13 protein-coding genes are annotated in these 14,760 nt (G+C 39.4%); all 13 read left to right on the top strand.

Annotated elements, in window-relative coordinates; translation table 11 throughout:
- Positions 1 to 121 precede the first annotated feature (121 nt).
- The 13 genes from D8855_RS04660 to D8855_RS04595 all read left to right on the top strand — a co-directional run bounded on the left by D8855_RS04660 (position 122) and on the right by D8855_RS04595 (position 14,699).
- Positions 122 to 1,102, top strand: a complete 981-nt coding sequence (locus tag D8855_RS04660) for an acetylxylan esterase (protein ID WP_125416283.1) — start codon at positions 122 to 124, stop codon at positions 1,100 to 1,102.
- 329 nt (positions 1,103 to 1,431) lie between these two features.
- On the top strand, positions 1,432 to 4,953 hold the full coding sequence (locus D8855_RS04655) for an SIALI-17 repeat-containing surface protein (RefSeq protein ID WP_125416281.1): 3,522 nt from the start codon (positions 1,432 to 1,434) through the stop codon (positions 4,951 to 4,953).
- A 254-nt stretch (positions 4,954 to 5,207) separates the two neighbouring features.
- Positions 5,208 to 5,906, top strand: coding sequence for an N-acetylmannosamine-6-phosphate 2-epimerase (locus D8855_RS04650; RefSeq protein ID WP_049487328.1), 699 nt, complete (start codon positions 5,208 to 5,210; stop codon positions 5,904 to 5,906).
- A gap of 114 nt (positions 5,907 to 6,020) precedes the next feature.
- Positions 6,021 to 7,349 (top strand): ABC transporter substrate-binding protein, encoded by a 1,329-nt coding sequence (locus D8855_RS04645; protein WP_125416279.1) that lies wholly within the window; start codon positions 6,021 to 6,023, stop codon positions 7,347 to 7,349.
- 327 nt (positions 7,350 to 7,676) lie between these two features.
- On the top strand, positions 7,677 to 8,543 hold the full coding sequence (locus D8855_RS04640) for a carbohydrate ABC transporter permease (RefSeq protein WP_161683542.1): 867 nt from the start codon (positions 7,677 to 7,679) through the stop codon (positions 8,541 to 8,543).
- 15 nt (positions 8,544 to 8,558) lie between these two features.
- Positions 8,559 to 9,398, top strand: a complete 840-nt coding sequence (locus D8855_RS04635; protein ID WP_020901679.1) for a carbohydrate ABC transporter permease — start codon at positions 8,559 to 8,561, stop codon at positions 9,396 to 9,398.
- A gap of 226 nt (positions 9,399 to 9,624) precedes the next feature.
- Complete coding sequence (locus tag D8855_RS04625; protein WP_084927191.1) at positions 9,625 to 10,077, top strand: NanQ anomerase/TabA/YiaL family protein; 453 nt, start codon at positions 9,625 to 9,627, stop codon at positions 10,075 to 10,077.
- A 19-nt stretch (positions 10,078 to 10,096) separates the two neighbouring features.
- Positions 10,097 to 10,741: a YesL family protein gene (locus tag D8855_RS04620; protein WP_064276004.1), complete on the top strand. Its 645-nt coding sequence runs from the start codon at positions 10,097 to 10,099 to the stop codon at positions 10,739 to 10,741.
- 173 nt (positions 10,742 to 10,914) lie between these two features.
- Positions 10,915 to 11,832, top strand: a complete 918-nt coding sequence (locus D8855_RS04615) for a dihydrodipicolinate synthase family protein (RefSeq protein ID WP_125416277.1) — start codon at positions 10,915 to 10,917, stop codon at positions 11,830 to 11,832.
- Between the two features lie 17 nt (positions 11,833 to 11,849).
- Entirely contained in the window at positions 11,850 to 12,734 is an 885-nt protein-coding gene (locus D8855_RS04610) for an ROK family protein (RefSeq protein WP_125416275.1), read from the top strand.
- A 327-nt stretch (positions 12,735 to 13,061) separates the two neighbouring features.
- The gene (locus D8855_RS04605) at positions 13,062 to 13,826 is read left to right on the top strand and encodes a class I SAM-dependent methyltransferase (protein ID WP_020901684.1); all 765 of its coding nucleotides are present in this window, start codon (positions 13,062 to 13,064) and stop codon (positions 13,824 to 13,826) included.
- A 245-nt stretch (positions 13,827 to 14,071) separates the two neighbouring features.
- A complete protein-coding gene (relB, locus tag D8855_RS04600; RefSeq protein ID WP_125416273.1) occupies positions 14,072 to 14,359 on the top strand; it encodes a type II toxin-antitoxin system RelB/ParD family antitoxin in 288 nt (95 codons plus the stop codon).
- Entirely contained in the window at positions 14,349 to 14,699 is a 351-nt protein-coding gene (locus D8855_RS04595; RefSeq protein WP_020901686.1) for a type II toxin-antitoxin system RelE/ParE family toxin, read from the top strand. Before relB ends, D8855_RS04595 begins: the two co-directional genes overlap by 11 nt.
- Positions 14,700 to 14,760 lie beyond the last annotated feature (61 nt).

Here is a 14,760-nt window from a genome sequence, read left to right as displayed (position 1 = left end):
TTTCAGTCCATTATCCTAAAAGTAAAGAATCTAAAATCTCTTTCTATTTGCCCTTCTTTCTTGCATTGCCTTTCTAGATATGCTAGAGTGGTGATAGCGATTACAAAAAAAGGAGCATATTATGAAAAATCCAGCTTTGTTAGAAGAAATCAAGACTTATAGAGGACGGGATGAGGTTCCAGAGGACTTTGATGCTTTCTGGGATGGGGAAGTGAAAAAAGTTTCAACTCTTCCAGCTTATCAGTTGGAGGAAAGAGATTTCCACATTCCTCAAGTCAAGTGCTATGAGTTAACATTTGAAGGAAGCAAGGAAGGTAAGGTCTATGCGCGCGTCGTTCTTCCAAAGAGTGAGGAGAAGGTTCCGATAATCTTCCATTTCCATGGTTATATGGGACGTGGCTGGGACTGGGCTGACATGCTGGCCTATACTGTGGCTGGTTACGGTGTTGTTTCCATGGATGTGCGGGGGCAGTCAGGTTATTCACAGGACGGTTTGCGTTCTCCTTTAGGAAATACGGTTAAGGGACATATTATCCGTGGTGCTGTGGAAGGTCGGGAGCATCTCTTTTATAAGGATGTTTATTTGGACATTTACCAGTTGGTTGACATTATTGCTAGTCTGCCTGAGGTGGATGAGAAGTGTCTTTCTAGCTATGGTGCCTCACAAGGAGGGGCTCTAGCCTTGGTTGCGGCAGCGCTCAATCCTCGGATTCAGAAAACAGTAGCCATCTATCCTTTCTTGTCAGACTTCAGACGAGTGCTTGAGATTGGTAATACAAGTGAAGCCTATGACGAACTTTTCCGTTATTTCAAGTTTCACGACCCCTTCCACGAAACTGAAGAGGAAATCATGGCGACCCTTGCCTATATCGATGTGAAAAATCTTGCCCATCGTATCAAGGGTGAGGTTAAGATGATTACGGGCTTGGACGATGATGTTTGCTATCCTATTACCCAGTTTGCGATTTACAACCGTCTGACCTGTGACAAGTCCTATCGTATCATGCCAGAGTATGCTCACGAAGCCATGAATGTATTTGTCAATGATCAAGTTTACAACTGGCTCTGTGGTAGTGAGATTTCTTTTAAGTATATAAAGTGATGAATGAGAGAGCCAGTAGCTCTCTTTTTTGTTATATATGTTGAAAGTACTTTTAAGAATATTAAAATATTAAAATATTTCTGAAAGTAAAATCTATTCTATGACAAGCTTGAGATAAACCTATGACTTTATTGTATAATAAAGAAAAAGTCTCTAGGAAAGGAGTGAAAGAGCTACTGTTTGGATTACAGCTAGCTAAATTTTGAAAGAGAGAAGGAGAGGAACTCTCGTTTATTAATTACTTTCTTGTGTTTTCCTATGGTCGGGAGTAAAAATTTTAAAACAAAAAGAAAGCGCTTTATTTTTTGGTGATATTGAAAGGTAGAAAGATGAATCAGAAGAATTATGACAGAAAACAAAGATATGGTATTCGTAAATTTGCAGTGGGTGTAGCCTCTGTAACCATTGGTGCTGTGGTGTTTGGAGTAAACCCTGTATTGGCAAATGAACAAGGAAACTCAACTGTAACTGCAGCTGAAAATAATAATCAAGGTTTATCAGAATTACCAAAAGAAGCTTCTTCAGGAAGTCTTGCTCATTTAGATAGTGAATTAGCTGGAAAATTGGCAACAGCAAAAGACAATGGTGTGGAAGTTGATCAGGATAAGTTGAAGAAAAATGAGACTGCTGAAGCAGAGACAACCACTCCAACAAATACACCTGCAGCTGACAATACACCAGCTCCTGCTGATAAACCAGAAACAGATTCTGCAACTACAGAAGCAAGTAACAAGGACCAAGATAAAGAAGAAGAGGGAGTACTTCCTCGAGATTATTACGCTAGAGACATCGCAAATGCAACTCCAGTAGTGGAAAAAGAAGATGTTGAAACAAATGCGAAAAATGGTCAGCGTGTAGACCTAGCCAGTGAGTTAAATACATTGAAGAAACTTCAAAATGCGACCATTCATATGGAATTCAAGCCAGATGCCAAAGCTCCAGATTTTTATAATCTATTCTCAGTGTCTAGTGATAAGAAAAAAGATGAGTACTTCACAATGGCTGTTCTCAATAATACAGCCTTAATTGAGGGACGTGATGCAAATGGAGCACAATTTTATGATAAATATACGGATGCTCCATTACAAGTACGTCCTGGCCAGTGGAATTCAGTAACTTTCACAGTTGAAAAACCGACAGCAGAATTACCTCATGGTCGAGTGCGCCTCTACGTGAACGGGGTATTATCTCGAACAAGTCTGAAATCTGGTCATTTCATCAAAGATATGCCAGATGTAACACATGCTCAAATCGGAGCCACCAAGCGTGCTAGTAATACTGTTTGGGGATCCAATCTACAAGTTCGGAACCTGACTGTCTATGATCGTGCTTTAACACCAGATGAAGTTCAAACACGGAGTCAACTGTTTGAAAGAGGTGATTTGGAAAAGAAACTTCCTGAAGGTGCGCAAATATCAGAGAAAGAAGATGTTTTTGAAGGCGGAATGCATAACCAACCAAATAAAGATGGGATCAAGAGTTATCGTATTCCTGCACTTCTTAAGACAGATAAAGGTACTCTGATTGCTGGTGCAGATGAGCGTCGTCTTCATTCAAGTGACTGGGGCGATATCGGCATGGTCGTCAGACGAAGTGAAGATAAGGGTAAAACATGGAGCAATCGAGTAACTATTACAAATTTACGAGACAATCCAAAAGCTTCTGATCCATCAATCGGTTCACCAGTGAACATCGATATGGTTTTGGTTCAAGATCCTGAAACAAAACGAATTTTTTCTATCTATGATATGTTCCCAGAAGGGAAAGGAATCTTTGGGATGGCTGATCAAAGAGAAGAAGCCTATAAACAAATCGATGGCAAAACTTATCAAATTCTCTATAAAGAAGGCGAAGACGGCTCCTATACAATACGTGAAAATGGCACAGTTTATACCCCAGATGGGAAACCAACAGATTATCGTGTTGTAGTAGATCCGGTGAAACCATCTTATAGTGATAAGGGTGATTTATATCAAGGGGATCGACTATTAGGAAATATTTATTTCACAAGTAATAAAACGTCTCCATTTAGAGTTGCCAAGGATTCTTATCTATGGATGTCTTACAGTGATGATGATGGTAAGACCTGGTCAGCACCTCAAGATATTACTCCAATGGTCAAAGCTGATTGGATGAAATTCTTGGGTGTGGGTCCTGGAGTGGGGATAACCCTTCGTACCGGTCCAAATAAAGGTCGAATCGTCGTTCCTGTCTATACGACTAACCGTACCAACCACCTCAATGGTTCTCAATCATCTCGAATTATCTACTCAGATGACCATGGAAAGACTTGGCATATGGGAGGTGGTGTCAACGACAATCGTACGCTTTATGATGGTACAGTTGTTGATTCAAGCACTATGAACAATTATTATGCTCAAAATACGGAATCTTCTGTTGTTCAGTTAAACAATGGGGACCTCAAACTATTTATGCGTGGTTTGACAGGTGATCTACAGGTTGCGACAAGTCATGATGGTGGTCTAACTTGGGACAATAACGTTGATCGCTATGATGTGCCAGATGTTTATGTTCAAATGGCCGCGACTCATACGGTTCAAAATGGTAAAGAGTATATTCTCTTGGCGAATGCGAACGGTCCAGGTCGTAAAAATGGTTATATTCGAGTGGCTCGTGTTGAAGAAGATGGCCAGTTAACTTGGTTGCACCATCATTTGATTCAGGAAGGTGAATATGCATATAACTCTCTTCAACAAATTGGACCGGATGAATTTGGACTTTTATATGAGCACCATGCTCCAGGGGGGGTTCCATATACACTTTCCTTCAAGAAATTCAACTGGGATTTCTTGACCAAGGAAAGAATTTCTCCTAAAGAAGCAAAAGTAAAATATGCTATTCAAAAATGGCCAGGTATTATTGCGATGGAGTTTGATTCGGAAGTATTGGTAAATAAGGCTCCGACCCTTCAGTTGGCAAATGGTAAAACGGCAACCTTCATGACCCAGTATGATACAAAAACTCTCCTATTCACAGTGAATCCAGAGGATATGGGTCAAAGGATTACAGGTCTGGCAGACGGTGCAATTGAAAGTATGCACAATTTACCAGTCTCTTTAGCTGGATCTAAATTAAGCGATGGTATAAATGGAAGTGAAGCTGCGATAAATGAAGTTCCAGAATTTACAGGTGGAGTTAATGGCGTTGAGGCTGCAGTAACTGAAGAAGCTCCTGAATATACAGGTCCATTGGCAACAGTGGGAGAAGAACCAGCACCAACAGTAGAAAAACCAGAATTTACAGGTGGAGTTAATGGCGTTGAGCCTGCAGTAACTGAAGAAGCTCCTGAATATACAGGTCCATTGGCAACAGTGGGAGAAGAACCAGCGCCAACAGTAGAAAAACCGGAGTTTACAGGTGGAGTGAATGGAGTAGAAGCTCTTGTAACAGAAATTCCTGAATATACAGGTCCCTTAGCAACAGTGGGAGAAGAGCCAGCACCAACAGTAGAAAAACCGGAATTCAAAGGGGGCGTAAATTCAGTTCTAGCAGCTTCAAATGAGGTTCCGGAATATAGAGGTGGTGCTAACTTTGTCTTGGCAGCTTCAAATGCTCTTCCTGAGTATAAAGGAGGTGTCAACGGCGCTGAGGCGGCAGTCCATGAAGTGCCAGAGTACAAGGGAGAAACCAAACCAGTCTTAGCAGCTGCAAACGAACGTCCAGCTAAGAAGTTATCTCTTGGACAAGGTGCTACTTATCAAGCACCAGCGGCTAAACAAAATGAGCTTCCAAATACTGGAAGCAAAGAAAACACAACCCTTATTTCTATAGGATTAGTGGCAGGTCTCTTATCCGTCTTTACATTAGGAAAGAAACGAAAAGAAAACTAGACTAGGTCTTGAATAAAATGAATTTAGCTCATCGTTAATGATAAAAGAGATGGCCCATTTGAAAGATGGCTATCTCTTTTTATCATTTTAGATACTGAGCGAATTGAAAATAAGACAGTGCTGAAACTACTTTCAGAAACTGCTGTTCTATAAAATACTTTTGAAACTGAAATCTATTCTACCACAAAGTATTGAAAGCGCTTTAAAAATAATATATAATGAACCCATAAGAACAAAGAAAAGGAGGAAAGAGGATGCCACAGATTACTAAAGAAGCCTTGATTGCACAAATCAAAGATGGAATCATCGTTTCTTGTCAGGCCCTTCCTCACGAACCGCTCTATACAGAAGCGGGAGGAGTCATTCCCTTGCTGGTCAAAGCGGCTGAGCAAGGTGGAGCAGTCGGTATCCGAGCAAACAGTGTTCGTGATATCAAGGAAATCAAGGAGGTCACAAAACTTCCAATCATTGGGATAATTAAACGAGATTATCCACCACAAGAACCCTTCATCACTGCTACTATGAAAGAAGTTGATGAATTGGCAGAACTTGATATAGAGGTAATTGCTCTGGATTGTACCAAGCGTGAACGCTATGATGGTTTAGAGATTCAAGACTTCATTCGTCAGGTTAAGGAGAAATATCCTAACCAGCTCTTGATGGCTGATACAAGTACTTTCGAAGAAGGATTGGCAGCTGTTGAAGCAGGAATTGACTTTGTCGGAACAACTTTATCAGGATACACATCTTACAGTCCAAAAGTGGATGGTCCCGATTTTGAATTAATTAAAAAACTCTGTGATGCCGGTGTAGATGTCATTGCAGAAGGGAAAATTCATACACCAGAACAAGCCAAACAAATCCTTGGATATGGAGTGCGAGGCATCGTTGTTGGTGGCGCTATTACTAGACCAAAAGAGATTACAGAACGCTTCGTTGCTGGTCTTAAATAACACAATCTCAAAAAAGAGGAGAGTGGTGGATGCGTCGGATAGAATGAAAACGTATACAAGTTCAATCTTACTCATTATCCAATATGGATACGCTTATCAATTAGGAGAATACAAATGAAATTTAGAAAACTAGCTTGTACAGTACTTGCGGGTGCTGCGGTTCTTGGCCTTGCTGCATGTGGTAATTCTGGCGGAAGTAAAGATGCTGGGAAATCAGGTAGCGATAGCGGAAAAACAGAAATCACTTGGTGGGCATTCCCAGTCTTCACTCAAGAAAAAACTGGTGACGGTGTTGGAACATATGAAAAATCAATCATCGAAGCGTTTGAAAAAGCAAATCCAGATGTAAAAGTGAAATTGGAAACCATCGACTTCAAGTCAGGTCCTGAAAAAATCACAACAGCTATCGAAGCAGGAACAGCTCCAGATGTACTGTTTGACGCACCAGGACGTATCATCCAATACGGTAAAAACGGTAAATTGGCTGAGTTGAACGACCTCTTCACAGACGAATTCGTCAAAGATGTTAACAACGAAAATATCGTACAAGCAAGTAAAGCTGGAGACAAAGCTTACATGTATCCAATTAGTTCAGCACCATTCTACATGGCCATGAATAAGAAAATGTTGGAAGAAGCTGGAGTTGCAAACCTTGTAAAAGAAGGTTGGACTACTGATGATTTTGAAAAAGTTTTGAAAGCACTTAAAGATAAAGGCTACACACCAGGTTCATTGTTCAGTTCTGGTCAAGGGGGAGACCAAGGAACACGTGCCTTCATTGCAAACCTTTATGGAGCTTCTGTAACAGATAAAGATGTAACAAAATATACAACTGATGATCCTAAATTTGTCAAAGGTCTTGAAAAAGCAGCTAGCTGGATTAAAGACGGTTTGTTGAACAACGGTTCACAATTTGACGGTGGAGCAGATATCCAAAACTTTGCCAACGGTCAAACATCTTACACAATCCTTTGGGCACCATCTCAAAACGGTATCCAAGCTAAACTCTTGGAAGCAAGTAAAGTAGAAGTGGTAGAAGTACCATTCCCATCAGATTCAGGTAAACCAGCTCTTGAATACCTTGTAAACGGATTTGCAGTATTCAACAATAAAGACGACAAGAAAGTTGCAGCATCTAAGAAATTCGTTCAATTCATCGCGGATGACAAAGAATGGGGTCCAAAAGATGTTGTTCGTACAGGTGCCTTCCCAGTTCGTACATCATTTGGCAAAGTTTATGAAGACAAACGTATGGAAACAATCAGTGGTTGGACTAAATACTACTCACCATACTACAACACTATCAATGGTTTTGCTGAAATGAGAACACTTTGGTTCCCAATGTTGCAATCTGTATCAAATGGTGACGAAAAACCAGCGGATGCTTTGAAAGCCTTCACTGAAAAAGCTAACGAAACAATTAAAAAAGCTACAAAACAATAAGCACTAATACTCAATGAAAATCAAAGAGCAAACTAGGAAGCTAGCCGCAGGCTGTACTTAAGTACGGCAAGGCAACGCTGACGTGGTTTGAATTCGATTTTCGAAGAGTATAAATCAGATTGATTCCTCCCTTTTCCCCGTGCATAGTCTATGTAAGAAAAGGGGGGATTTTGTTTGAAATGTAAGGAACTATCACGAAATTAAAATGAAGTTCTTACATAAGCGAATCTTAAAAAATTTCATTTTGATTTTAAAACAGTTCAAGAAAGTCAAAAAATTATTCTATTTGAAAGAGAGGTGCCGACTGTGAAAGTTAATAAAATTCGTATGCGGGAAACAGTGATTTCCTACGCTTTCCTAGCACCAGTATTATTCTTCTTTGTCATCTTTGTCTTGGCTCCTATGATTATGGGATTCATTACAAGTTTCTTTAACTACTCAATGACTAAATTTGAGTTTGTAGGCTTGGACAACTACATTCGCATGTTTAAAGACCCTGTCTTTATGAAGTCTTTAATCAATACCGTGATTCTGGTTATTGGATCTGTACCGGTTGTTGTTCTATTCTCACTCTTTGTAGCATCTCAGACCTATCATCAAAATGCCATTGCCAGATCCTTCTACCGTTTCGTATTCTTCCTTCCTGTTGTAACAGGTAGTGTTGCCGTAACAGTTGTTTGGAAATGGATTTATGACCCACTATCAGGGATTCTAAACTTTGTCCTTAAGTCAAGCCATATCATCAGCCAGAACATTTCTTGGTTGGGAGATAAAAACTGGGCTTTGATGGCGATTATGATTATCCTTTTGACAACATCTGTTGGTCAGCCGATTATCCTTTATATCGCTGCCATGGGTAATATTGACAATTCACTGGTTGAAGCAGCGCGTGTTGATGGTGCGACTGAATTGCAAGTTTTCTGGAAGATTAAATGGCCTAGCCTTCTTCCAACAACTCTTTACATTGCAATCATTACAACCATCAACTCATTCCAGTGTTTCGCCTTGATTCAGTTGTTGACATCTGGTGGTCCAAACTACTCAACAAGTACACTTATGTACTACCTTTACGAAAAAGCCTTCCAATTGACAGAATACGGCTATGCCAACACAATCGGTGTCTTCTTGGCAGTCATGATCGCTATCGTAAGCTTTGTTCAATTTAAAGTACTTGGAAACGACGTAGAATACTAAAGAAAGGAGACAGCTATGCAATCTACACAAAAGAAACCTTTAACAGCTTTCACTGTTATTTCAACTATTATCTTGCTCTTGTTGACCGTGCTGTTCATCTTTCCATTCTACTGGATTTTGACAGGTGCCTTCAAATCACAGCCTGATACCATTATGATTCCGCCACAATGGTTCCCTAAAATGCCAACCATGGAGAACTTCCAACAACTCATGGTGCAAAACCCTGCTATGCAGTGGATGTGGAACTCTGTGTTTATCTCATTGGTAACCATGTTCTTAGTCTGTGCAACCTCTTCTTTAGCAGGTTATGTATTGGCTAAAAAACGTTTCTATGGACAGCGTATCCTCTTTGCAATCTTTATTGCTGCCATGGCACTTCCAAAACAAGTTGTCCTTGTACCATTGGTACGTATCGTCAACTTCATGGGAATTCATGATACTCTTTGGGCAGTTATCTTGCCTTTGATTGGATGGCCATTCGGGGTCTTCCTCATGAAACAATTCAGTGAAAATATTCCAACAGAGTTGCTTGAATCAGCTAAAATCGACGGTTGTGGTGAGATTCGTACTTTCTGGAGCGTAGCCTTCCCGATTGTGAAACCAGGATTTGCGGCTCTTGCAATCTTTACCTTCATCAATACATGGAATGACTACTTCATGCAGTTGGTAATGTTGACTTCACGTCAAAACTTGACCATCTCACTTGGGGTTGCAACCATGCAGGCCGAAATGGCAACCAACTATGGTTTGATTATGGCGGGTGCTGCTCTTGCAGCAGTTCCAATCGTAACAGTCTTCTTAGTCTTCCAAAAATCCTTCACTCAAGGTATTACTATGGGAGCTGTCAAAGGTTAATACTCTGCGAAAATTGAATTCAAACTACGTCAGCGTCACCTTGCCATACTTAAGTATTGCCTGCGGTTAGTTTCCTAGTTTGCTCTTCAATTTTCATTGAGTATAAGAGAATACAGAGTTATAAGTGTCTACAAAATGTTGGGTATTTGCTTACCTTAGAGATTTTGTTAGACACTTATCAACTTAAGAATGATTTTAGTTAACTATCAGAAACGAAGGAAAGAGTATGATTTTTGACGATTTGAAAAACATCACTTTTTACAAAGGAATTCATCCCAATCTAGACAAGGCTATCGACTATCTCTACCAGCACCGTAAAGATTCTTTCGAATTAGGTAAGTATGAGATTGACGGGGACAAGGTCTTTCTAGTTGTGCAGGAAAATGTCCTCAATCAAGCTGAAAATGATCAATTTGAGCATCATCAGAACTATGCAGACTTGCATTTGCTGGTAGAAGGACATGAATATTCGAGCTATGGTTCACGTATCAAAGATGAAGCAGTAGCATTCGACGAAGCGAGTGACATTGGTTTTGTTCATTGTCATGAAAAATACCCACTCTTGTTGGGTTATCACAATTTTGCAATTTTCTTCCCAGGAGAACCACACCAGCCAAATGGCTATGCAGGCATGGAAGAGAAGGTTCGCAAATATCTCTTTAAAATTTTGATTGATTAAAAAATCAGGAGGAGCAAACATGGCACAAAAAGGAGTAAGCCTTATCAAGGCAGCATTTGATACAGACAACTTTCTCATGCGTTTTAGTGAAAAGGTCTTGGATATCGTCACAGCCAATCTTCTTTTTGTCGTTTCTTGTTTGCCCATCGTGACGATTGGAGTGGCTAAAATTAGTCTCTACGAGACTATGTTTGAGATTAAGAAGAGTAGACGCGTGCCTGTCTTTAAAATCTATCTAAGAGCTTTCAAGCAAAATCTGAAACTAGGTCTTCAGTTAGGTCTGCTTGAGTTGGGCATTGTCTCATTAAGTCTTCTAGACCTCTATCTCTTTTGGGGTCAGACAGCTATGCCTTTCCAAATGGTGAAAGCTATCTGTCTAGGCGTTCTTATGTTCCTCACTATCGTGATGCTTGCTAGCTATCCGATCGCTGCGCGCTATGATTTAACTTGGAAAGAAGTGTTACAAAAAGGGCTGATCTTGGCAAGTTTTAACTTTCCTTGGTTCTTCCTCATGTTAGCCATTCTTATCCTCATTGTGATGGTTCTTTATCTGTCAGCCTTCAGTCTACTTTTAGGTGGCTCAGCCTTCCTGCTTTTTGGGTTTGGACTCTTGGTCTTTATCCAGACTGGATTGATGGAGAAAATTTTCGCAAAATACCAATAATATGGCTTGTTTCTGAAACTACTTTCAAGCTTTAAACGTTTCAAAATACATATCGAAACTAAAATCTAAGTGTACACCAGATGTTGAAAGCGTTTTTCACAAGGTGTATACTAAACACATAAAGAATAAATCCTGCTTTTAGCAGAAAAAAAAGAAAACTTAGGAGAAAATCTATGTCAGATTTAAAAAAATACGAAGGTGTCATTCCAGCCTTCTACGCATGTTATGATGATCAAGGAGAAGTAAGCCCAGAACGTACTCGTGCCTTGGTTCAATACTTCATTGATAAAGGTGTTCAAGGTCTCTATGTCAATGGTTCTTCTGGTGAATGTATCTACCAAAGTGTTGAAGACCGTAAATTGATTTTGGAAGAAGTCATGGCAGTTGCCAAAGGGAAATTGACCATCATCGCTCACGTAGCTTGTAACAATACCAAAGACAGTATGGAACTGGCTCGCCACGCAGAAAGATTGGGTGTAGATGCCATTGCAACGATTCCACCTATTTACTTCCGCTTGCCAGAATACTCAGTTGCTAAATACTGGAATGACATTAGTGCTGCAGCTCCAAACACAGACTACGTGATTTACAACATTCCTCAATTGGCAGGAGTTGCTTTGACTCCAAGTCTCTATACTGAAATGTTGAAGAATCCACGTGTTATCGGTGTTAAGAACTCTTCTATGCCAGTTCAAGATATCCAAACTTTTGTCAGCCTTGGTGGGGAAGACCATATCGTCTTTAACGGTCCAGATGAACAGTTCCTAGGTGGCCGCCTTATGGGTGCTAAAGCTGGTATAGGTGGTACTTATGGTGCTATGCCAGAACTCTTCTTGAAACTCAACCAATTGATTGCTGACAAAGACTTAGAAACAGCGCGTGAATTGCAGTACGCAATCAATGCAATCATTAGCAAATTGACTGCTGCACATGGAAATATGTACGGTGTGATTAAGGAAGTCTTGAAGATCAATGAAGGCTTGAATATTGGTTCTGTTCGTTCACCATTGACACCAGTGACTGAAGAAGAACGTTCAGTTGTAGAAGCAGCTGCAGCCTTGATTCGTGAAACCAAGGAGCGCTTCCTCTAATCCATAAGGAGGTATTTATGACACACTACGTTGCAATTGATATCGGTGGAACTAATATCAAATATGGTTTGATCGACCAAGAAGGCCAACTTGTTGAATCCCATGAAATGCCAACTGAGGCGCATAAGGGTGGTCCTCATATCTTACAAAAGACAAAAGATATCGTTGCCAGCTATCAAGAAAAAGGCCCAGTAGCAGGTGTTGCTATTTCTTCTGCGGGGATGGTGAATCCAGATAAGGGTGAGATTTTCTATGCAGGTCCTCAAATCCCTAACTATGCAGGCACCCAGTTCAAAAAGGAAATCGAGACTAGCTTTAATATTCCTTGTGAAATTGAAAATGATGTCAACTGTGCAGGTCTTGCTGAGGCAGTATCTGGTTCAGGTAAGGGAGCGAGTGTCACTCTTTGCTTGACCATTGGAACCGGTATCGGTGGTTGCCTGATTATGGATGGAAAAGTCTTCCATGGTTTTAGCAATTCAGCCTGTGAAGTTGGTTATATGCATATGCAGGATGGTGCTTTCCAAGATCTTGCTTCTACGACAGCCTTGGTGGAGTATGTAGCAGCAGGTCATGGAGATTCAGTTGATCAGTGGGATGGCCGACGCATCTTTAAGGAAGCTACTGAAGGCAACAAAATCTGTATGGCTGGCATTGACCGCATGGTAGACTACCTTGGAAAAGGTCTGGCAAATATTTGCTATGTGGCCAATCCAGAAGTGGTTATTCTCGGTGGCGGTATCATGGGACAAGAGGCTATCCTCAAACCAAAAATTCGCACAGCATTGAAGGCGGCCTTGGTACCAAGCCTAGCTGAAAAAACACGATTAGAATTTGCCCATCACCAAAACACAGCAGGTATGTTGGGTGCTTATTATCATTTTAAAACAAAACAATCCTAGTTTGGATTTATTGAATTAAACAGAACACTTAATCACTACTTGAGTGAAAACTGTTTTGCTTAATTCTTTTTTTATTGCAGAATTTGATCCAAAGGAGGTAATCATGAGAAACTAGGAGAAAATAACTGCCTTGTGTGAAAAGTTAAAGCGAGAGTAATTCTATCATCAATTTAACTAGTGTTTAGTTTGAGTAAATGAGAAAATGCGGAAAAATGATATAATGAGATGGACGAAAATTTGACAAATTAGAATTTCTAGAGGTGAGAGAAATGTGGCAACCTATTCACCTTAAATCGAAATAATATAAAATTACGAGAAGATTATAAGATGAACAATTATATAAAATTAAATGAAGATAGATGGAATAATGTAAAAAATGACTACACTGAGCCATTGACACATGAAGAACTAGAAGAGGTTAGAGAACATCCAATTTCTGTTGCCTTAACTGTTGGAAAAAAAGTTCCAACAGAATGGTTTGAAAAAGCAAACGGAAAAAAGATATTAGGTTTAGCTTGTGGTGGTGGTCAGCAAGGCCCAGTTTTTGCTGCAAAAGGTTATGATGTAACCATAATGGATTTTTCGAAATCACAATTACAAAGAGATGAGATGGTTGCTAAAAGAGAAGGATTAAAAATCAATACAGTTCAAGGTGATATGACAAAACCATTTCCATTTGAAAATGAAACTTTTGATATTATTTTTAATCCGGTTTCAAATGTATATATAGAAGATTTAGAAAACATGTATAAAGAAGCCTCTCGAGTATTGAAAAAGGGTGGACTGTTAATGGTCGGATTTATGAACCCTTGGATATACATGTATGATGCTGATATTGTATGGGATAAACCCGATGAGGAACTACTTTTGAAGTTTTCAATACCTTTTAATTCAAGAGAGCTTGAAGAGGAAGGCAAAATCACCATCAATCCAGAATATGGCTATGAATTTAGCCATACCTTAGAAAGTCAGATTAGAGGACAACTTAAAAATGGTCTTGCTATGATCGATTTTTATGAATCATGTGATAAAAGACATCGATTATCACGTTATGGGAATGACTATATAGCTACACTTAGCATTAAACTATAATCTTATGAAACATACTTCAAGAGAATAGCCCGTTTTATGTTTCGTAAGGGTTAAAATCTAAATCTCAGTTTGTCGAAGTACAATAATCAAATAAAATTAGAGAGAGGAAGTAAAAGTAAATAGCAGATACTTCCTTTTTGTTGTCAAACATTTAAAAACGGAAAGGAGGATTTTCAAATCAAATCCTCTTGACTTTCTTTATAATTGTGAGATAATAAATAAAATATATAAAGGAATTATATAAAATGGATATAGCAAATTCGAGTAAAGTTGTGACCTTCCAAGCTAATAGAGAATTAGTAAATGATGCCATGGAAGTGTTAAAAGAAAAAAATCTCTCTCTTTCATCAGCACTAAGATTATTTTTAAAGAATGTTGCCGTAACAAATGAAGTAGATTTACTGAGTGAAGAGGAATTGGAGAAGGAGTATTTGTTTAGGCAATTACAAGCAGAAGTTCAAGAAAGTTATGCCAAGATTGAGGCTGGAAATTACTTGACAGATGAGGATGTCGTGACACGCTATGGATTATAAAAAATATCGGATTTTGTATTCTCCTAGAGTGATTGATAGTCTGGATAAAATATATCAGTATATAGCGGAGGAAATTGGTTCTGTAGAGGCTGCGAGACGAAAAGTAGCCAATATTAGAAAAGATATTAATCGGCTAGAAATTTTCCCCCAAGCTGGATTTGATGCCGATGAAAAATTTGGTAAGAAATTAGATCCTCGCTACCAAACGCGAGGATTGACCTTGAGTAAGGATTACATCGTATTATATGCAATTGTTGAAGATACCGTCAGACTTGCTTATTTACTCCCTTCAAAAAGTGATTACATGAAATTATTCAAGACTAAGTCAAGATATGACTAATTCATAATCTTGAAGAGGTATGTTTGGTGATGAATAAAAATCCTAGTTTGGTTAAACCAAA

The organism is Streptococcus mitis, assembly GCF_003942685.1.
Lineage (GTDB): Bacteria > Bacillota > Bacilli > Lactobacillales > Streptococcaceae > Streptococcus > Streptococcus mitis_CD.
Note: the sequence above shows the minus strand (reverse complement) of the source record. Positions and strands in the feature narration are given on the sequence as shown.

Bases quoted from the DNA above. Each gene is read 5' to 3' on its own strand.
- D8855_RS04660 (WP_125416283.1), top strand. From the start codon at position 122: ATGAAAAATCCAGCTTTGTTAGAAGAAATCAAGACTTATAGAGGACGG.
- D8855_RS04655 (WP_125416281.1), top strand. From the start codon at position 1,432: ATGAATCAGAAGAATTATGACAGAAAACAAAGATATGGTATTCGTAAA.
- D8855_RS04650 (WP_049487328.1), top strand. From the start codon at position 5,208: ATGCCACAGATTACTAAAGAAGCCTTGATTGCACAAATCAAAGATGGA.
- D8855_RS04645 (WP_125416279.1), top strand. From the start codon at position 6,021: ATGAAATTTAGAAAACTAGCTTGTACAGTACTTGCGGGTGCTGCGGTT.
- D8855_RS04640 (WP_161683542.1), top strand. From the start codon at position 7,677: ATGCGGGAAACAGTGATTTCCTACGCTTTCCTAGCACCAGTATTATTC.
- D8855_RS04635 (WP_020901679.1), top strand. From the start codon at position 8,559: ATGCAATCTACACAAAAGAAACCTTTAACAGCTTTCACTGTTATTTCA.
- D8855_RS04625 (WP_084927191.1), top strand. From the start codon at position 9,625: ATGATTTTTGACGATTTGAAAAACATCACTTTTTACAAAGGAATTCAT.
- D8855_RS04620 (WP_064276004.1), top strand. From the start codon at position 10,097: ATGGCACAAAAAGGAGTAAGCCTTATCAAGGCAGCATTTGATACAGAC.
- D8855_RS04615 (WP_125416277.1), top strand. From the start codon at position 10,915: ATGTCAGATTTAAAAAAATACGAAGGTGTCATTCCAGCCTTCTACGCA.
- D8855_RS04610 (WP_125416275.1), top strand. From the start codon at position 11,850: ATGACACACTACGTTGCAATTGATATCGGTGGAACTAATATCAAATAT.
- D8855_RS04605 (WP_020901684.1), top strand. From the start codon at position 13,062: ATGAACAATTATATAAAATTAAATGAAGATAGATGGAATAATGTAAAA.
- relB (WP_125416273.1), top strand. From the start codon at position 14,072: ATGGATATAGCAAATTCGAGTAAAGTTGTGACCTTCCAAGCTAATAGA.
- D8855_RS04595 (WP_020901686.1), top strand. From the start codon at position 14,349: ATGGATTATAAAAAATATCGGATTTTGTATTCTCCTAGAGTGATTGAT.